Genomic DNA, 18,857 nt, shown 5'->3' on the forward strand with positions numbered 1-18,857 from the left:
TTAGTTACTCCCAGCAATCACTAAATGAAGCGTTGTAACTACCATCATGTTTAATGGTTAAGTCACCACAGCGATCACTTGCTTGCGCCGAACCCGATTTAGGAGAGGCTTTTAAACTGTAGCCACGATTTTTAAAGTCGCTTACAGCACCTGATACTTTGTCAGTTGCTGTATAGGTAAAGGTGTAGTAATCAGTATTTTGGGTTGAAAATGCATTGGGGTAGCCGCCATTTCGTGAATAAATACGCTCAAGACTGGCACTGTATTGCAATAACTCTTGTTGAATATCTGCGCGGCGACTACGTTGCATATGCTCAGTGTAAGCAGGCAGTGCTACGCTATACAGAATGCCCAAAATAGCGATAACAATAAGAATTTCTACTAATGTAAAGCCAGTTTGTTTACCCTTTCCATATGGTAATAATGAACTTCTCAACTTCAACTCCTTACTACTTTTTAACCAGCACAATATAAATGACAGCGTTGTCAGTGTCAATTTTAACCAATTTACTCTTACTCATCCGATTATACTAATAAGATTAAGAAAATTAAGAAAAAAGAACGTTAGTTTGCAAAATAGGTAAGATTATAGGGTTAGTACTTGTGTGTTTAAAACCTAAAAAACTAATACTATTAGTATCTATACTGGTGATTAATGGAGGTACAACACGCTGAAATTAATAGTGTTTAGGCGAATGAATAACGTTGTTTATACAAAAATTTCAGGCACAAAAAAGCCGCACATAAAGCGCGGCTTTTTCTACTTAATATTGCTATTAAGCTTCAGCGATAACGATTACTTTGATAGTAGCCGATACGTCTGAGTGTACTGCGATTGCTACGTCAAATTCGCCAGTCTCACGGATAGTACCTAGAGGTAAACGAACTTCTGATTTAGCAACTTCAACGCCAACAGCTGAAATAGCTTCAGCGATGTCGCGAGTACCGATAGAACCGAATAACTTGCCTTCGTCACCAGCTTTAGAAACTAGTGTAACTTCAGCTAATGCTTCTAACTTGTCAGCGCGAGCTTGAGCAGCAGCTAGATCTTCAGCGATCTTAGCTTCTAAATCAGCACGACGTGCTTCGAAAGTTTCGATGTTAGCTTTAGTTGCAGGAACTGCCTTACCTTGTGGGAAAAGGAAGTTACGTGCGAAGCCAGATTTAACTACAACCTGGTCACCTAGGCCACCTAGGTTTGCGATCTTGTCTAGTAGAATAACTTGCATGTCTCTACACCTTTTAAAAACTGTTAATCCGCTGCTTACTTATGTAAGTCAGTGTATGGAAGAAGGGCTAAGTAGCGAGCACGCTTGATAGCAGTTGCTAGCTGACGCTGGTATTTAGCGCTAGTACCTGTGATACGGCTAGGTACGATTTTGCCACTTTCTGTAACATAGTTTCTAAGAGTAGCTAGATCTTTATAATCGATTTGTTGTACGCCTTCCGCTTTAAAGCGGCAGAACTTACGACGTCTGAAATAACGTGCCATGAGTAAAATTCCTCAAAAAATTCTTTCTATATGTTGAGCATGCAAGACTAACTGGCTTAAGCCGTTTCGTCCTTCGTGACGGTTTAAAAACCCCGTCACTTGCACTTGTTGCCCAACGTGCAATTGTTGAGTTTGTTGTTGCATTGGCGTGCCGCTGGCAACAACTTGAAGTCTGACATAACTATTACGGTTAAGGTCTGCTTCAACTTGCATCGATTTATGTTCAAGAACAAAAATACAATGCGGTATACCAGCAGGGCTTTGACTATATTTAGGTGTTTTACAAACAACCCCAGATAATGTCAGCTGATTCATATAAGGATTAACCGGTTGGCTCATCTTTTTGTCTCAACTGCAAGCGCCATGCTTGAACTCAAAACGATTAAGCAGCTGGTGCTTCTTTCTTCTCTTCTTTCGCAAGAGGAGATGCTTCAGTTACAGCGTCTTTAGTACGCATAACTAAGTTACGAAGCACTGCATCGTTGTAGCGGAAAGTAGTTTCTAGCTCGCTGATTACTTCAGTAGGTGCTTCAACGTTCATAAGAACATAATGAGCTTTGTGAAGCTTGTCGATTGGGTAAGCCAATTGACGACGGCCCCAGTCTTCAAGACGGTGGATAGTACCACCAGCTTCAGTGATAGAACCAGTATAACGTTCGATCATACCAGGTACTTGCTCACTCTGATCAGGGTGAACCATGAATACGATTTCGTAATGACGCATGGATATTCCTTACGGTTAATAGAGCCTTCTACCGTTTCGGCCAGTCGGTTTAAGGCAAGGAATTAAATTTAATAAGCCGAAATGAGCGCGCATTTTACGCTTAGATTGATAATTAAGCAAGATAAAACAGCAGAGCAAATAAGATTCTTGTGCTGATTGCTATTTTCTAAACTGCAAATCTAAGCTGAAAAACAAAAAACCCAGCCGAGGCTGGGTTTTTGAGATTCTGAAAACTAAAATTACTTGATTTTAGCTTCTTTGAAAATCACGTGTTTACGAGCTTTAGGATCGTATTTTTTGATTTCCATTTTTTCAGGCATGTTACGCTTGTTCTTGTCGGTAGTGTAGAAAAAACCAGTACCAGCAGTTGAAACTAAACGGATCTTATCGCGCATGATTCAGTTCCTTAAACTTTTTCGCCACGAGCACGGATTTCTGTAAGAACCGCGTCGATGCCTTTTTTATCGATAATACGCATACCTTTAGTAGTAGTGCGTAGTGTTACAAAACGTTTTTCACTTTCAACCCAAAAACGGTGAGTTTGTAGGTTAGGTAGGAAACGACGTTTAGTCGCGTTTCTCGCGTGTGAACGGTGGTTACCAACCGCTGGACGCTTACCTGTAACTTGACATACTTTAGACATGTCTATATATCTCCAATAACTTCGCTCGAGCTTAATTTTCCCTTAGGCCAGTATTTGTGCCCCGGGATAAATCGAAGGGCGCTCTTTATACAGCTTATACAGGCAAAGATCAAGTAACAGATCTTATCCAATCAGCTCATGTGTAAATTTGATAGCGGCTAATTATAATGATCGAATGCCCTTAGGGAAAGTAAAAACTGCATTTAAATTAAACTAATTTCTAAAATCGCCCTAAACTGCTCATTTTTAACACACTCCTGCCTTAGCTCCGCTTAAATTAATCCCCTTTCGGCAAACGATACACAATTTTCACCACCCACTATGATGTGATCCAGTACATTTATATCTATTAAGGCTAAAGCTTGTTGTAATTTTGTAGTGATCAATTTATCGGCCTGACTTGGCTCTGCTACCCCACTTGGATGGTTATGGGCAAGAATCAGTGCCGCCGCATTATTGCGTAGTGCAGCTTTAACAACTTCACGAGGATACACAGAGGCCGCATTAATAGTGCCATAAAAAAGCACTTCGTCTTTTATCAATTGGTTTTGACTGTCCAAGTACAGCACCATAAATACTTCTTGCTGTAAGCCACGCAACTGAATAGTTAAATAGTTATACACAGCCTGTGGCGAATTAAATAGTGCCTCGCGTTTACATTGCTCAAGCATATAGCGCCGGCTCAACTCAAGCACAGCTTGGAGCTGCACATATTTAGCGGCTCCTAACCCCCTTTGTGAACAAAACTCTTGTTCAGTGGCATTAAATAAATTGTGCAGGGTGCTATTTATATCTAGTAGGTGCTCGGCCAACTCAATGGCATTCATACCCGGCACGCCGGTACGTAAAAATATCGCTAATAGCTCAGCGTCTGAGAGTGCTTTTGCGCCTTGGGCGAGTAACTTCTCCCGCGGCCTTGCTGATAAAGGTAGATCGGTTAACGGCATTGCTTCATCCTTAAAACAACTATTCCATTTAATAAACTGTACTATAAAATCGCGTTTTTTCCTGTAAGAAAAAAGAAAACTTCATGCTATCGGTAAAGATTTGCTATCGTTAGCCCATATCGACAAAGGTTAAATTTCACGTAATGACAAAATCAGTAAATAAAAAAATCCTGCTAGGTATGAGTGGTGGTATTGCAGCCTATAAATGCGCAGAGCTTGTTCGCCGTTTAAAAGATAAAGGCTGTGAAGTAAAAGTCGTCATGACCGACTCAGCAAAACACTTTATTACTCCTTTAACTATGCAAGCGGTAAGCGGTGAGATTGTTTCTGATTCATTACTCGACCCTGCAGCAGAAGCCGCAATGGGTCATATTGAGTTTGCCAAATGGGCAGACCTTATTTTAGTCGCCCCTGCAACCAGCAATATTTTAGCGAAAATGGCGATGGGTATTGCAGATGACTTACTGACAACCCTACTACTAGCCACCCCTGCAAAAGTCGCGGTTGCACCTGCCATGAACCAACAGATGTACGCCCACCCAGCTACACAAGCAAATATTGCCACACTTAGTGAACGCGGCGTTGCTATTTGGGGCCCAGGTAAAGGTGAGCAAGCCTGTGGTGATGTAGGCGCAGGACGTATGTTAGAGCCTCATGAGTTAGTCGCGCTGTGTACACAACCTGAGGTTGAGCCTTTACTTGCAGGCAAAACCATCACGATCACAGCAGGACCAACCCGAGAAGCCCTCGACCCAGTTCGTTATATTTCTAATCACAGCTCTGGCAAAATGGGTTATGCCCTTGCTGAAGCTGCACTTGCGTTAGGTGCAAAGGTAAACCTGATTTCAGGCCCAGTGACAATTAAAGCACCTGCTAATGCCCTGCTTACTAATATAGAAAGTGCTGAGCAATTACTCACCGCCTCGATGGAGCTAGCCGCGCAATCGGATGCCTTTATCGGCTGTGCAGCGGTGGCAGATTACCGTGCAGCAGCGATTCATGAGCAAAAAATGAAAAAGCAAGGTGATGAACTAACCCTCACCTTAGTTAAAAACCCAGATGTCATAGCTAACGTCGCCGCGCTGAACGAAAACCGTCCTTATACAGTTGGTTTTGCTGCCGAAACCCAAGATGTTGCCAGTTACGCACAAGGTAAATTAAAGAATAAAAACCTCGATATGATCTGCGCAAATGACGTATCAAAAGAAGGCCTTGGCTTTAATTCTGATCATAATGCTTTAACACTGTTCTGGCACAATGAGCAACTAGATTTAGCAATGGGAAGTAAAAAAGATTTGGCCATGAGCGTAATGACTGAGCTTGCCAAGCGTTTGTAAAAATGCTGGAAAGAAACTGAATAAAACATTAACATAAGCCACTCATTTGCACAAAAAATGGCTTGTCTGACTCCCAACAGCGCAAGTAATAAATTATAAGAAAGGAATGGTCATGCCTGCGACAAAAAGAAGTAATCGCAAAGAGCAGATTCTGCAAGCACTCGCACAAATGTTAGAAACCAGCCCAGGTCAACGTATCACAACCGCAAAACTAGCGGCGGAGGTAGGTGTGTCTGAAGCTGCGTTATATCGTCATTTCCCGAGTAAAGCACGGATGTTTGAGGGCCTAATCGAGTTTATTGAAGATACTCTGTTATCACGCATTAATCTCATTTTAGAAAATGAGAAAGAAAGCCAAACTCGAGTCTACAATATTTTGCTGTTATTGTTAGCCTTTGCAGAGAAAAACCCAGGCATTACCCGTATTTTGACCGGTGATGCCTTACAAGGTGAACAAGAGCGTTTACGTGAACGAGTACAAGGCTTATTCGAGAAGCTAGAAACTCAATTCAAGCAAGTGCTACGCGAGCGCAAACTTCGCGAAGGCAAAGCATTCCAATCAGACGAAAGCACCCTAGCCAATTTCTTACTCGCCTATGTTGAAGGTAAGATGAACCAATTCGTGCGCAGCGACTTTAAAGCAAAACCAAGTGCACAATTTGAAAAACAATGGCCAGAACTACAGAAGATTTGGTTGTAGGAAATTAGCCGTAGGCGCGATCTCATATCGCGCAGCGGTGAAATTAAAATTACGCGGGATAAACCCGCTGCTACCCTTTTAACAAAACCTACCGACAACTTTTTTTAGCTTATGGCTGATAGCTTACAGCTATCAGCTCACCTCCCCAAACACGCCACTTATCGTATCTACTCGAATTGTTTATTAAAAACGCTACACTGGGTGCGTAAATTTTAAAAACAACGAGAAAGACTAATGAAAGCGCAATTATCACTTTTGAGCTTAGCCTTGGTGACAAGCCTTGGTAGTGCACATGTTAGTGCGAAAGAGGCTCTGCAATTTAAAGACGTGTTTGATTTTAAATACGCAAAAGGCACCCAACTTTCTGAAGACGGCCAAATTCTTAGCTTTAGTGCAGACCCTTATCGCGGTAATGCTGAAGGTCAGGTTTATACGTTAAACAATAACCACCTACTTACCAGCGTTGAGCGCGGTACTCGCCCTACTATTAATAAAGCGGCAAACTGGGTGGCTTTTACTCAGGTACCTACCCTACTTGAAAAAGAAACCACCAAGAAAAAAGACCAGCTGAAAAATAACCTTGTTTTAGTAAATACTAAAAATGGCGAGCAACAGACTTTTAACGATGTAAAAGACTATGCGTTATCGGATGATGGTATATGGCTTGCCTATCGACTAGATAAGAAAGCAGAAAAAGCAGATAAAAAAGACGGCGAAGAAAAAGACGAAAACAGCAGCGAAATCAAGCCAGATAAAAAAGATAAAAGCTTTGATTTAGTGCTTGTTAATCTTCAAGACAAAACCACTCACACTGTAAATAATGTATTTAGTTATGCAATGAGTAGCACTGGCGAGCAATTATTAGCAAGCCAAAGCTACAGTGATGGTGCCGACAACCAAGTTGTATTAGTTGATCTTAATAATGACTTTGCAACTAACGTGTTGATTGATGAGCCTGGTGTTGTTGCAAATAAAATTGCATGGCAACCAAACAGCAATACCGCAGCACTATTAATTGGTAATTATGTTAATGATGATACAAGACGTCGCGATCACAGCTTACAGCTTTTACAAAACGGGGCTCTTTCAACCATTAACTCAGCAGATAGCAGCTGGACTATCGGCAAAACAGCATCATTAAAATGGTCTGAAGATGGTGCTCGTTTATACTTTGAAAACCACCCTAAACTCGCCGCAAAATCTGTCTTGAAAGAATACAAAGATGAAGCCTCTTTATATGATTTCGATACCATACGCGACCAGAAGGGCCTAAACGTTTGGCACAATAAAGACGCTGAAATTAAGCCTCGCGAAGAGCAGCAATGGAACAAAGCGAATAAGCTTCGTCACTACCAAGCTGTGTATCATATAAATGGTCAGCACGTTGTGCAGCTAAGCACACCAAACATGCCAGAAGTTTCGCTTAACACTAATCGCGAAGCACTATTAGGCTATTCAGACCGACCTTACTTAGAGCGCGTTATGTATGGTGGTTTTTATGCAGATTACTTCAGTGTTGATGTTAAAACCGGTAAACAAACAGCTATCGTCAGCGACTATCCATTTAGACCAAGCCTTGCGCCAAATGGTCAATTTGCAGCATTTTTCCAAGATAGCCAAGTTCAGCTAAAAGATTTAGGTAGCAACAAGGTTTCGACCTTATCTAAAGCAATTAACGCTGTTTTTGCTGATGATAAACATGACTACCCATCACCTCAGCCGGGTTATGGTTTTGCGGGCTGGTTGAACGACAGCAGCCAAGTATTGGTTTACAGCAAATTTGATATTTGGGCTTTTGATGTCGCATCACAAAAGGCAACGCGCTTAACTCAAGGTAAAGAAACTAACACCCAATATCGTGTTATTAAACTTGATAAAGACCAAGTTGGTTTTGCCAAAGATGAAACATTATTGCTAAGCGCAACCAACGTGCAAGATAAGCAAACAGAGATTGCCAAACTTGACTTATCGAGCAATAAAGTCAGCAAAGTACTTTCGGGTAAAAAGCGCTATGACGTAGTGAAAAAGGCTAAAAATGCCGACAAATACCTATTTACTGCACAAACATACCAGCAATTCCCTGATTACTACCAAACTGATTTTAGCTTCAAAAAGCCACAACGTGTTACTAACCTAAACCCGCAAATTAGCAACTTTGCATGGGGTGAAAAACCTGAGCTTATTAGCTACAAAGGGTTTGATGGTGAAGATTTACAAGGCGTATTAATTAAGCCTGCAGGCTATAAAAAAGGCGATAAGGTTCCTGTAGTTGTGTACTTCTACCGCTATATGAGCCAACGCATGTATGACTTCCCGAAAATGGAGTTAAATCATCGCCCTAACTTCCCGATGTTTACCTCAAATGGCTATGCGATTTTCTTACCTGATATCCGTTTTGAGATTGGTCATCCTGGTAAATCATCAACGCAAACTATGATCAACGCAACTCAAAAGTTAATTGATTTAGGCATTGCTGATCCAGATAAAATTGGTTTACAAGGTCACTCTTGGGCAGGCTACCAAAGCGCCTTTATGATCACTCAAACAGACATGTTCAAGGCCGTTGTATCAGGTGCGCCAGTATCTAATATGACCAGTGCTTACAGCGGTATTCGCTTAAAATCAGGTCTTGCCCGTCAGTTTCAATACGAAACAGGGCAAAGCCGTATAGGCAAAACTTTATTCGAAGCGCCAGAGCTATATATCGAAAACTCACCGGTGTTCTTTGCCGATAAAGTGAATACCCCAATTCTGATTATGTTTGGTGACAAAGATGATGCAGTGCCATGGCACGAAGGGGTTCAATACTACTTAGCTCTTCGCCGTGCCGGTAAAGATGCAACCTTCTTACAATACGAAGGTGAACCACACCACTTGAAGAAATTCCCTAACCAAGTGGATTTTTCGGTGCGCATGATGGAATATTTTGATCATTACTTAAAAGGTAAACCTGCTGCTGAGTGGATCAAAAACGGCGTCCCTTTTATTGAAGAATAAACAATAAGCTGAATTTCAGCTTAATGTCCCCCTCCCCTAGAGCCAGCATTATTGCTGGCTTTGTTCGAAAAAATCAATCACACCATCTATTTTATCGATTTTATCAATCGATTTAAACCCCAGTTTGTAAGTGGAAAGTTAATCAGAACAACTCTATATTTCACCCAACTTCTAACTGGAGACAACACAATGTTAAAAAAATCAACTTCAGCTTTCTCTAAAGTCGCTGTTGCAGTGTCACTGTTGGTGGCAACAGGCGTACAAGCTACGAACGAAATAAAATCAAACCAATTCTGGTGGCCAGAGCAATTAGACCTTAGCCAACTTCGTGCTCATGGCGCAGAGTCTGATCCTATGGGTCCATACTTTAATTACAAAAAAGAATTCTTAAAATTAGATCTAAATGCGGTAAAAGCCGACATTGAGAAGGTACTGACTGACTCTCAAGACTGGTGGCCTGCTGATTACGGTCACTACGGTCCATTCTTCATCCGCATGGCGTGGCACGCATCAGGCACTTACCGTACATTCGATGGCCGTGGTGGTGCTGGCGGTGGTCAACAACGTTTCGACCCACTAAACAGCTGGCCAGATAACGCAAACCTTGATAAAGCGCGTCGTTTACTTTGGCCAATAAAGCAGAAATATGGCCGCAGTATTTCTTGGGCTGACTTAATGGCACTAACGGGTAACGTTGCACTTGAATCAATGGGCTTCAAAACTTTCGGTTATGCCGGTGGTCGTGAAGACGATTGGGAACCAGACTACGTATACTGGGGCCCTGAAGGCAAAATGTTAACTGACGAACGTCGTGACAAAAAAGGCAAACTAAAAGGTCCACTAGCGGCAGTTGAGATGGGCTTAATCTATGTAAACCCTGAAGGCCCACACGGTAATCCTGATCCACTTCTTGCAGCAGAAGATATTCGTTTATCTTTCGGCCGCATGGCAATGAACGATGAAGAAATCGTTGCCCTAATCGCCGGTGGTCACAGCTTTGGTAAAGCTCACGGTGCCAAAAAAGCGACCTGTTTAGACAAAGAACCTGCAGCAGCGGGTATCGAAGAACAAGGCTTAGGTTGGAAAAATAAATGTGGTAAAGGCCATTCAGAAGATACCATCACTTCAGGTCTTGAAGGTGCATGGACTGTGACACCAACACGTTGGTCAATTAACTACCTTCAAAACTTGTTCAGCTTTGAATGGGTTAAAACCAAGAGCCCAGCAGGTGCAACTCAGTGGATCCCTGAAAAGGGTCAAGCATCTAATCTTGTGCCAGATGCACACATCAAAGGTAAGCGTCATGCACCTATCATGTTCACAACCGATATCGCGTTAAAAGCGGATCCTGAGTTCCGTAAGATCTCAGAACGTTTCTTAAACGACCCGAAAGAGTTCGAACTCGCATTTGCTAAAGCATGGTTCAAACTAAACCACCGTGACATGGGCCCACGAGCTCGTTACTTAGGTGACTTAGTGCCAGAAGAAGTATTAATTTGGCAAGACTACATCCCTGCGGTTGATCACAAACTAGTAGACAGCAAAGATATCGCGTCACTTAAAGCTAGCATCTTAGATTCAGGTTTATCTGTATCTGAACTAGTGCGTGTTGCTTGGGCATCAGCAGCAAGCTACCGCGACACAGATATGCGTGGTGGTGCAAACGGTGCACGTATTCGTTTTGCTCCGCAAAAAGATTGGCCGGTAAACAACCCGAAAGAAGTGGCTAAAGTACTTAGCAAACTTGAGAAAATCCAAACTAAGTTCAACAAAAACGCATCTGGCGGTAAAGAAATTTCACTAGCAGATATGATTGTTCTTGGTGGTGCGGCTGCAATCGAAAAAGCAGCAAGCGACGCTGGTTTCTCTATCGCAGTACCATTCAAGCCAGGTCGTATGGACGCGTCATTAGAAATGACTGACGTTGAATCATTCGAAGTGCTTGAGCCAACGGCAGATGCGTTCCGTAACTACTACAGCTCAGCATGGAAATCACCGGCTGAAATGCTTGTAGAACGTGCTGATTTATTAAGCTTATCAGTACCAGAAATGACTGCACTACTAGGTGGTATGCGTGCTCTTAACGCGAATACTGACCAAACTAAACACGGTGTATTCACGAAAAAACCAGGCACATTAAGTAACGATTTCTTCGTTAACCTACTCGATATGTCAACGAAGTGGTCTAAATCTTCTGAAGAAGGTGTTTACGAAGGCCGTGACCGTAAGTCAGGCAAACTTAAGTGGACAGCAACACCTGTAGACTTGATCTTTGGCTCCAACTCAGAGCTTCGTTCAATTGCTGAAGTGTATGCATCTGACGATGCTAAACAAAAGTTCGTTGATGATTTCGTAGCAGCGTGGACTAAAGTAATGACGCTAGATCGTTTCGACCTACGTTAATATATTTTCGCAACCAACAAAGCCGCTAAGTTAGCGGCTTTTTTATTTTTCGTTAATAATTTACTCGACAAGCCAGCAGTTTACGTTAAAAATAAAACTTTATTACTATTTTTATTTGGATACAGGCACCAGGGATGATTACGCGCTTTATACTGCTTTTTGTTATCTACTCAATATGCCTAACTTTGGCTAATCAAAGCCGCGCCGATAACTCCCCCATTGTTAATATTAACCAACGTAGCATTGACCTCACCCAATTTGATATGAGCTATTTTATTGATGGCTCTGGCACTATGCCTCTTTCACAAGTTCAGCTGCAAAGTTTTATAAACAGTCAAAACAAGCTCACTTTAGGCACGAATGCCAAAACAACATGGTCAAAAATAGTTATAAAAAATACCTACAGCGACACCCTGCGCTTATTTGTACATAACCCAGATGCCTATCACTTAGAAGAAGTGAGCTTTTACGAAACGCAAGCAGGGCAACTGATAAACCAATCGGTCATTCAGCTTGATAAAGCAGGACCTAAAACCAACATGTTTGGTGGTAGTGCCGTATTTTCGTTTTATATTGCACCCAACCAGCAAAAAACAATTTACATAAAAAGCGTGACCTTTTCTCATCAATGGTTTGCACTCGCTATTTTTGATGAAGAGCACTCAAAACGTGCTCTTGTAGGGAATGGTAATTATATTGCTCTACTTGTTGGGATGATGTTAGCACTGATGATTTATAACTTTTTCTTGTATTTATCGGCACGTAAAATCGAGAACATCGTTTACGCCCTTTACCTTATTTCTGGCACAGTTTGGGTGGCGCTATCTTATGGTGTTGCCGCTAACTTTTTCGGTATTTTTAGTGCCGAACTATTACAACTCAATTCTAACTTGCTAAGTATGCCAAGCTTTTTAGTGATCTTTGTAATGCTTATTTTCGAAACCAAAAAGCTCTACCCTAAAGAGCATATTGCACTTTCGATTATTTTGTTCTTACTCGTTGCGGACTTTGTTTATAGCTTGTTCGATATTGTAGGTGCATTAAAACCTGCCAGCAGCTTGGCTGCATTAATGATGACTGTGACATTTGGAGTATCTATTTCGCTGTGGCGCAAAGGTAACGCGCTGGCAAAATACTTTTTGCTCGGCCACTCTATGTTCGTTATTTTCAATATGCTGGCGGTGCTTTATTACAAAGGGATCAGCGACGCAAACGTGATTAATAGCCACGGTGTTGGCATAGGTATTTTGCTCGAAGCGTTAATGATGGCGTTTATTCTTTCCTATCGAATTAAGAGCCTCGAAAAAATTAAAGCACAGCAAACTGAGCTCAACCGCTTGGTCGATACAGACCCAATGACAGGCCTGTATAATCGCCGTTACTTTGACAGAAAAAGTGAAGAACTGATTGCCGCGATGGCAACCAATCAGCAAGAGTTTACCCTCCTAATTGCTGATCTCGACCACTTCAAAAACATTAACGACACATACGGCCACGATGTTGGCGATAAAGTTATTATCGCATTTGCCAACATACTCACCTCAGAACAAGGCCTTGCTGATATAGCCTGCCGTTACGGCGGCGAAGAGTTTGTGTTACTACTCAATTGTAACCTACTTGATGCAAAGCTAGTTGCCGAGCGAATTCGCCAAAAGGCGCAAGAAACCTACATCACTATTGATGAAGTGCAAACCGTGCAGTTTACCGTGAGTATTGGTATACACAGCGTAGCTCACTCTTCAACAACCGTGAAAGAAACCCTCACCGTTGCCGACAAAGCATTGTATAAAGCGAAAAGTAACGGCCGTAATTGTGTTGAAGTGGCTGCTTAGACGGGAAAAGTTTCAAGTTTCAAGTTTCAAAGTAACTTAAGGCTTTAAAACGATTAGCTAAAGTGAATAATGGTTGTTCCAGGTTGCTTTTTAGCTTGGTACATAGCCGCATCGGCTTCTTCAATTAACTGGTTCGCGGCGTACACACCATCTCCTAGAAAATGCGCTGTCACACCTATACTCGCTGTAACCTCAATTGATATACCTTTAGAACTAAATGGTTTTGTAAACTGAGCCGCAATTTTATGAGCTAAGCGATTCAAAATCATCGTATTAGTTACTCCTGATATAGTCACTAAAAACTCATCGCCGCCCATTCTTACTACATAGTCGGTACTTCTAACGGCGGCTTGAAGTTGCTTTGCAACCCATACTAAAACTTCATCACCTAGTGCATGGCCATATTGATCGTTGATTTGTTTAAACTCATCTAAATCGATATAAATAAAGCCCATTCCCTCAGCCACATCACCATTTTCACTAAATACATCATTCAATAATTGCTCTAGATAACGACGGTTCGGTAATTGGGTAAGCGGGTCAAGGTTAGCAAGCTCAATCAACGCCTGTTCTTTATTTTTTCGAGCTGAAATGTCACGCACAATCGCGAGAAGATAACTTTTTCCTTGATGGTCGATATAACAAACACTCACTTCAGTTGGAAAAGTATGACCATCTTTATGTTTTAAGCACGACTCAAAAATAGTGGTTTCTTGGGCTTTTATTCGCGCTACCCTATCCAGCCATTTGCTATTCGTATCATAGTCTGGGTTAATATCTGGCACAGTCAGTTTTAGTAGCTCTTCTTTTTCATAACCTAAGCACTTGTAAGCTAATTGATTACAGTTAAGAATTTGACCAAACTGAGGGTCTGCAATAAACATGGCATCATTTGATTTATCAACCAAATATGTCAGTAGAATATCTGCTGCCGCCTCTTTATTGACCGTTGTTAAATCAATTATCTGTGAAATATAACGAACGACATTACCGTCATTATCTACCTCTGCGACAATGTTCAGCTGGCAATAAATAGAATGCCCAAGCTTATGCTTGTAACGCTTTTCGATTTGTAATGGCTGCTCAGGGAACTGATTAAGCTTGGCACGAATAGTTTTATTTAACTCCCTGTCATCAGCATGAGTTATAACAACATCATCTGCGTACACTTCATCGCCTTCATAACCTAATAATTGTTTTAGTGCCGGGTTTGCATATTCAAGTTTACCGCTAGGCGAAGAAACAGTAACGGGGATAGGTGTAATTTCTATTAACCGATAAACAGGGTTAATAAACATCTGTGCGTCGTTAAGCTTCATGGGCAACTCGAGTCCAATACATTATTACTACTCAGCAAAATGAAATAATAGACCATAAATCGGAACTTGGCTGTATGGGAGGAGCTGTAAGCTAAATTATTAAGGCCGTCATATGGCGTTATAAAAAAACGCTAAAGCACGACCTCCAAACAAGTGCTAACCTAGCACCTAGTTCCTAGAGCCTAGCTCCTGGCTCCTAGCCAGTAATGTCTTTCCCCTAGCAACTAGCAGCTAGTAACTTAGCTCAACAATACTGCCCTGCTGCAAAGCCGCAGCTCCAAGCATATTGGAAGTTGTAGCCGCCTAACCAGCCGGTGACATCGGTTACTTCGCCGATGAAATAAAGGCCCGGTGACTTTTTCGCTTCGAAGGTTTTTGAGCTTAACTCGTCGGTGTCTACACCGCCAAGCGTTACTTCGGCTGTTCTATAACCCTCTGTGCCGTTAGGTTTAATTTGCCAATTATGAACGTAGTCATGTAACGCGTCGATTTGCGCATGGCTTAGCTGGTTTACATTGCAATCTGGAATAGCCTTGGTGTCGTGCAGCATTTCAACAAAACGCTTTGGTAAAATTGTCGCAAGAGTATTTTTTAGTGACTTTTGCCCTTGGCTTTGACGCCACTGCTCAAGCTGCTGTTTTAAATCAAGCTCGGGTAACAAGTTGATGTACACAGTTTGCCCTGCACGCCAAAAAGAGCTGATTTGCAAAATCGCTGGGCCCGAAAGGCCACGGTGAGTAAACAGGATGTTCTCTTTGAACTGGGTGCCATCTTCACTGCTAACCAGACAAGGAATACTGATCCCCGATAAACCTTCAAAGCGATCTTTATCGTGCTGATGCAAAGTAAATGGCACTAATGCCGCCATGGTTGGTAACACTGTTAAACCAAATTGATCTGCAATTTTATAACCAATTGGTGATGCACCGAGCTTAGGCATGGTTAACCCACCGGATGCAACAACTAACGACTCGCATTGATAGCTGTCTTGCTCGGTAATAACTTCATAACCAGCATCTGTTTTGGTCACACTGAGTACTTCGTTACGCAGCGCTATGTTAACTCCCGCCCACTCGCACTCAGTTAAAAGAATATCGACGATATCTTGTGCGCTGTTATCGCAGAATAACTGGCCCAGCGTTTTATGGTGATAAGCCAAACCGTGACGGTCCACCAGCTCAATAAAGTCATGTTGGGTATAACGGCTTAAACACGATTTTACAAAGTGAGGATTGCCACACAAGTAATTGTCTGGGCTTGCGTTTTCATTGGTGAAGTTACAACGACCACCGCCGCTGATTAATATTTTACGGCCCGGCTTTTTGCCCATATCAAGCACAGTAACATTGCGACCACGGTAGCCTGCTTGTGCAGCACACATCAAACCTGCGGCACCGGCGCCAATCACAATTACGTCTACTTGGGTCATTACTCATACTCACTAAAAAAATTTAGCTGATTATAACAAGTTATTTTCGCTGCTGTGTTAACAGTACGGTGTTTTTACAAAAAAGATAAAACCAAAAAACGAAATAAAGTAAAAACTCAAAACTAAAAATTTATAACTTTATTATGAGAAAAGTATCAAAAAACACCATAAAAAGACTGATTTAGACGTCTATACATTCGGTTATAACCAAAATAGAGACAACCATAATAAAACGATATTTTAACTAAATTTACATTTATTTTACCTTTGTCCCCCTTCGCGAAAAATACCGTGAAGATTTACATAACAATCTAGGGATCATTATGACAACTAACAACAACTTGAAGAAGTGCGCAATTGCACTGAGCTTGACTGCGTTGTTTGGAACAACAGCAGCAATGGCTACTCCAAACCAACTTATGTCGCCATCTATGCAGGAAACTGCAGCAAAATTACAAGGTCAGGAAGGCTTTGGTACGCAATTCATCATCAAATATAAAAATAACAATGATGAAATGATGACTATGTCGGCAGCAGAACAATCGCCAACTATGATGAACAAAAAAGCAAAAGGCTTTGTTAAAAACTTCACCAGTAAGAAAGGTAAAGTAAAAACACAATATGTTCGTGCAATGGCGATGAATAATCACCACGTAATGCGTGCTGATAAAAAACTTTCTGCTCAAGAAGCACAAGAGTTCATGCAAGAGGTGCTTGCAACAGGTAATGTTGAATACATCGAAATTGACCAAATGTTAAAGCCATTTGCAACGCCTAACGACCCTCGTTATGACGACCAATGGCACTACTACGAGCAAGCAGGTGGTTTAAACCTTCCTACAGCTTGGGATACAGCAACAGGTAGCGGTGTGGTAGTTGCGGTACTTGATACAGGTTACCGTCCTCATATTGATCTAAACGCAAACATCCTTCAGGGCTATGACATGATCTCTAACGTGTCTGTAGCAAACGATGGGGGCGGTCGTGATAGCGATGCTCGCGATCCAGGTGATGCAATCAGTGCTAACGAGTGTGGTTACACACACGGTGCTCAAGACTCTAGCTGGCACGGTACGCACGTTGCCGGTACAGTTGCAGCTGTTACTAACAACGGTGAAGGTGTTGCAGGTGTTGCTTACGATGCGAAAGTAGTTCCTGTTCGTGTACTTGGTAAATGTGGTGGTTTAACATCTGATATCGCTGACGGTATTATCTGGGCTTCAGGTGGTTCAGTTTCTGGTGTACCAGCAAATGCTAACCCTGCTGATGTTATTAACATGAGTTTAGGCGGTAGCGGCTCATGTAGCTCTACAACACAAAATGCAATTAACCAAGCCCGTAACAACGGCACTGTAGTCGTTATCGCAGCAGGTAATGACAACGATAACTCTGCAAACTACAACCCAGGTAACTGTAATGGCGTAGTAAACGTTGCATCAGTAGGTCGTAACGGTGGTCGTGCATACTACTCAAACTACGGTAGCAACATTGATGTTGCAGCACCGGGTGGCGCGCAAAGCTTTGCTAATGATTCTGAAGGTGTGTTATCAACTCACAACTCAGGCTCAACAGGCCCAAGCAGCGATTCATATCACTACTCGCAAGGTACATCGATGGCAGCACCACATGTTGCGGGTGTCGCTGCGCTAATCAAGCAAGCTAAACCTTCAGCAACGCCTGATGAAATCGAAAACATTTTAAAATCAACAACCCGTTCTTTCCCAGCAACATGTACTAGCTGTGGGACAGGTATTGTGGATGCGGCAGCAGCAGTTGCAGCTGCATCAGGTACAACTCCGCCACCACCAACGGGGAATGTGTTAGAAGATGGTCAAGCACTAACAGGTTTAAGTGGCTCTGCTAGCAGCCAAACTTTCTACACAATGGAAGTACCTAGTGGAGCTACTAACGTAACTTTCACTATGAGTGGCGGTACAGGTGATGCTGACCTTTACGTTCGTGCAGGTAGCGCACCAACAACGTCAACCTATGATTGTCGTCCATACAAAGGCGGTAACAATGAAGTATGTTCTATCGATAACCCAACAGCAGGTACTTACCATGTAATGCTGAATGGTTATTCTGCCTACTCAGGTGTTAGCTTAGTGGGTGATTTAACTGTATCAGGCGGAGGTTCAGGCTCAGGTTCACCACAAGCAGGTGGCGGCACAGTGACTGATATCTCGGCAAGTGCAGGTCAGTGGAAACATTACACATTAGAAGTACCAGCAGGTATGGCAAGTTTCACAGTAACGACTTCTGGTGGCTCGGGTGATGCTGACTTATTCGTTAAGTTTGGTAGCCAACCAACGTCATCAAGCTATGACTGTCGTCCGTACAAAAACGGTAACGCAGAAACATGTACATTCAGTAACCCACAAGCAGGTACTTGGCACTTAAGCTTAAATGCTTACAAGACTTTCTCTGGTGTGACATTGGATGCACAGTATCAACCTTAATAGTTGATCTCCCCAGTTCCCCCCTGGGACTTTCAGCCGGACTTACGTCCGGCTTTTTTGTATTTACTTAATTAAGCACGAATTACTATTAAAGTTTTTCTAGCACAGCTTCAGCGCGGCTCACAACAAAATCTTTATCTTGTTCAACAAAAAGCCCTGTTACTATTTGGTTTTCAACGATCATCGCGTAACGCTTTGAGCGCACACCACCAAAACTTGCCGTATCTTTATCTAAACCAAGTGCTTTAGTAAAGCTGGCATCACCATCAGCCAACATACGAATGTGCTCAGCATTGTGCGCTTCACCCCATGCTTTCATTACAAATGCATCGTTTACCGATACACAGTAAATTGCATCAACGCCTTTGGCAGTAATTTTATCAGCTAAGGTGATAAATTCTGGTAAGTGAGCATTAGAACAGGTTGGTGTAAATGCGCCAGGCACGGCAAATAACACCACTTTTTTATCTGCAAATAATGCCTCTGTTGATAAGGTTTGCATACCTTCACTAGTTAATTCGCTAAGGGTTGCTGCAGGTAAAGTTTGGCCTTGTTCGATCATCGTGATTCCTTGA

Annotated in this window: 17 protein-coding genes; 6 read left to right on the forward strand and 11 right to left on the reverse strand. The window is 42.2% G+C overall.

The window, feature by feature from the left end; translation table 11 throughout:
• Positions 1 to 4: 4 nt before the first annotated feature.
• The 8 genes from J3455_RS13905 to radC all read right to left on the reverse strand — a co-directional run bounded on the left by J3455_RS13905 (position 5) and on the right by radC (position 3,806).
• Positions 5 to 436, reverse strand: coding sequence for a type IV pilin protein (locus tag J3455_RS13905; RefSeq protein ID WP_233786784.1), 432 nt, complete (start codon positions 434 to 436; stop codon positions 5 to 7).
• A 340-nt stretch (positions 437 to 776) separates the two neighbouring features.
• Positions 777 to 1,229 (reverse strand): 50S ribosomal protein L9, encoded by a 453-nt coding sequence (gene rplI / locus J3455_RS13910; RefSeq protein WP_054554192.1) that lies wholly within the window; start codon positions 1,227 to 1,229, stop codon positions 777 to 779.
• Positions 1,230 to 1,264: 35 nt separating this feature from the next.
• On the reverse strand, positions 1,265 to 1,492 hold the full coding sequence (rpsR, locus tag J3455_RS13915; protein ID WP_002962753.1) for a 30S ribosomal protein S18: 228 nt from the start codon (positions 1,490 to 1,492) through the stop codon (positions 1,265 to 1,267).
• A gap of 12 nt (positions 1,493 to 1,504) precedes the next feature.
• Positions 1,505 to 1,807 (reverse strand): primosomal replication protein N, encoded by a 303-nt coding sequence (gene priB, locus J3455_RS13920; protein WP_036973732.1) that lies wholly within the window; start codon positions 1,805 to 1,807, stop codon positions 1,505 to 1,507.
• 67 nt (positions 1,808 to 1,874) lie between these two features.
• Positions 1,875 to 2,216 carry a 30S ribosomal protein S6 gene (gene rpsF, locus J3455_RS13925; protein ID WP_036973113.1) on the reverse strand — a complete coding sequence of 114 codons (342 nt, stop codon included), beginning with the start codon at positions 2,214 to 2,216 and terminating at the stop codon, positions 1,875 to 1,877.
• 239 nt (positions 2,217 to 2,455) lie between these two features.
• Positions 2,456 to 2,611, reverse strand: coding sequence for a 50S ribosomal protein L33 (rpmG, locus tag J3455_RS13930; RefSeq protein WP_022946036.1), 156 nt, complete (start codon positions 2,609 to 2,611; stop codon positions 2,456 to 2,458).
• Between the two features lie 11 nt (positions 2,612 to 2,622).
• The gene (gene rpmB, locus J3455_RS13935) at positions 2,623 to 2,859 is read right to left on the reverse strand and encodes a 50S ribosomal protein L28 (RefSeq protein ID WP_036973115.1); all 237 of its coding nucleotides are present in this window, start codon (positions 2,857 to 2,859) and stop codon (positions 2,623 to 2,625) included.
• 272 nt (positions 2,860 to 3,131) lie between these two features.
• Positions 3,132 to 3,806: a RadC family protein gene (radC, locus tag J3455_RS13940; RefSeq protein ID WP_130049753.1), complete on the reverse strand. Its 675-nt coding sequence runs from the start codon at positions 3,804 to 3,806 to the stop codon at positions 3,132 to 3,134.
• 143 nt (positions 3,807 to 3,949) lie between these two features.
• On the opposite strand from radC, the gene coaBC reads away from it, so the two are divergent.
• From coaBC to J3455_RS13965, 5 genes are all read left to right on the forward strand, one after another.
• Positions 3,950 to 5,143, forward strand: a complete 1,194-nt coding sequence (gene coaBC, locus J3455_RS13945; RefSeq protein ID WP_130049754.1) for a bifunctional phosphopantothenoylcysteine decarboxylase/phosphopantothenate--cysteine ligase CoaBC — start codon at positions 3,950 to 3,952, stop codon at positions 5,141 to 5,143.
• A 112-nt stretch (positions 5,144 to 5,255) separates the two neighbouring features.
• Positions 5,256 to 5,843: a nucleoid occlusion factor SlmA gene (gene slmA, locus J3455_RS13950; protein WP_054554189.1), complete on the forward strand. Its 588-nt coding sequence runs from the start codon at positions 5,256 to 5,258 to the stop codon at positions 5,841 to 5,843.
• A 234-nt stretch (positions 5,844 to 6,077) separates the two neighbouring features.
• Positions 6,078 to 8,840 (forward strand): S9 family peptidase, encoded by a 2,763-nt coding sequence (locus J3455_RS13955; protein ID WP_348708867.1) that lies wholly within the window; start codon positions 6,078 to 6,080, stop codon positions 8,838 to 8,840.
• A 189-nt stretch (positions 8,841 to 9,029) separates the two neighbouring features.
• Entirely contained in the window at positions 9,030 to 11,243 is a 2,214-nt protein-coding gene (katG, locus tag J3455_RS13960; protein WP_130049756.1) for a catalase/peroxidase HPI, read from the forward strand.
• A gap of 134 nt (positions 11,244 to 11,377) precedes the next feature.
• On the forward strand, positions 11,378 to 13,075 hold the full coding sequence (locus J3455_RS13965; protein ID WP_130049757.1) for a sensor domain-containing diguanylate cyclase: 1,698 nt from the start codon (positions 11,378 to 11,380) through the stop codon (positions 13,073 to 13,075).
• Between the two features lie 53 nt (positions 13,076 to 13,128).
• Here the strand turns inward: J3455_RS13965 and J3455_RS13970 are convergent, their stop codons facing one another.
• The gene (locus J3455_RS13970) at positions 13,129 to 14,394 is read right to left on the reverse strand and encodes a sensor domain-containing diguanylate cyclase (protein ID WP_349561940.1); all 1,266 of its coding nucleotides are present in this window, start codon (positions 14,392 to 14,394) and stop codon (positions 13,129 to 13,131) included.
• A gap of 244 nt (positions 14,395 to 14,638) precedes the next feature.
• Positions 14,639 to 15,823, reverse strand: a complete 1,185-nt coding sequence (locus J3455_RS13975; protein WP_130049759.1) for a BaiN/RdsA family NAD(P)/FAD-dependent oxidoreductase — start codon at positions 15,821 to 15,823, stop codon at positions 14,639 to 14,641.
• A gap of 323 nt (positions 15,824 to 16,146) precedes the next feature.
• Between J3455_RS13975 and J3455_RS13980 the strand changes: the two genes are divergently transcribed.
• Positions 16,147 to 18,282 carry a S8 family peptidase gene (locus J3455_RS13980; protein ID WP_349561941.1) on the forward strand — a complete coding sequence of 712 codons (2,136 nt, stop codon included), beginning with the start codon at positions 16,147 to 16,149 and terminating at the stop codon, positions 18,280 to 18,282.
• A gap of 88 nt (positions 18,283 to 18,370) precedes the next feature.
• Here the strand turns inward: J3455_RS13980 and J3455_RS13985 are convergent, their stop codons facing one another.
• Positions 18,371 to 18,844: a peroxiredoxin gene (locus tag J3455_RS13985; protein WP_250661630.1), complete on the reverse strand. Its 474-nt coding sequence runs from the start codon at positions 18,842 to 18,844 to the stop codon at positions 18,371 to 18,373.
• Between the last annotated feature and the right edge of the window lie 13 nt (positions 18,845 to 18,857).

The sequence above is a fragment of the Pseudoalteromonas sp. NFXS39 genome (assembly GCF_040148775.1).
Lineage (GTDB): Bacteria > Pseudomonadota > Gammaproteobacteria > Enterobacterales > Alteromonadaceae > Pseudoalteromonas > Pseudoalteromonas apostichopi.

Coding starts and splice junctions, on each gene's coding strand:
- J3455_RS13975 (WP_130049759.1), bottom strand. CDS start 15,823: ATGACCCAAGTAGACGTAATTGTGATTGGCGCCGGTGCCGCAGGTTTG.
- J3455_RS13955 (WP_348708867.1), top strand. CDS start 6,078: ATGAAAGCGCAATTATCACTTTTGAGCTTAGCCTTGGTGACAAGCCTT.
- radC (WP_130049753.1), bottom strand. CDS start 3,806: ATGCCGTTAACCGATCTACCTTTATCAGCAAGGCCGCGGGAGAAGTTA.
- rpmG (WP_022946036.1), bottom strand. CDS start 2,611: ATGCGCGATAAGATCCGTTTAGTTTCAACTGCTGGTACTGGTTTTTTC.
- rpsF (WP_036973113.1), bottom strand. CDS start 2,216: ATGCGTCATTACGAAATCGTATTCATGGTTCACCCTGATCAGAGTGAG.
- coaBC (WP_130049754.1), top strand. CDS start 3,950: ATGACAAAATCAGTAAATAAAAAAATCCTGCTAGGTATGAGTGGTGGT.
- rplI (WP_054554192.1), bottom strand. CDS start 1,229: ATGCAAGTTATTCTACTAGACAAGATCGCAAACCTAGGTGGCCTAGGT.
- rpmB (WP_036973115.1), bottom strand. CDS start 2,859: ATGTCTAAAGTATGTCAAGTTACAGGTAAGCGTCCAGCGGTTGGTAAC.
- rpsR (WP_002962753.1), bottom strand. CDS start 1,492: ATGGCACGTTATTTCAGACGTCGTAAGTTCTGCCGCTTTAAAGCGGAA.
- J3455_RS13965 (WP_130049757.1), top strand. CDS start 11,378: ATGATTACGCGCTTTATACTGCTTTTTGTTATCTACTCAATATGCCTA.
- J3455_RS13970 (WP_349561940.1), bottom strand. CDS start 14,394: ATGAAGCTTAACGACGCACAGATGTTTATTAACCCTGTTTATCGGTTA.
- priB (WP_036973732.1), bottom strand. CDS start 1,807: ATGAATCAGCTGACATTATCTGGGGTTGTTTGTAAAACACCTAAATAT.
- katG (WP_130049756.1), top strand. CDS start 9,030: ATGTTAAAAAAATCAACTTCAGCTTTCTCTAAAGTCGCTGTTGCAGTG.
- J3455_RS13985 (WP_250661630.1), bottom strand. CDS start 18,844: ATGATCGAACAAGGCCAAACTTTACCTGCAGCAACCCTTAGCGAATTA.
- J3455_RS13980 (WP_349561941.1), top strand. CDS start 16,147: ATGACAACTAACAACAACTTGAAGAAGTGCGCAATTGCACTGAGCTTG.
- slmA (WP_054554189.1), top strand. CDS start 5,256: ATGCCTGCGACAAAAAGAAGTAATCGCAAAGAGCAGATTCTGCAAGCA.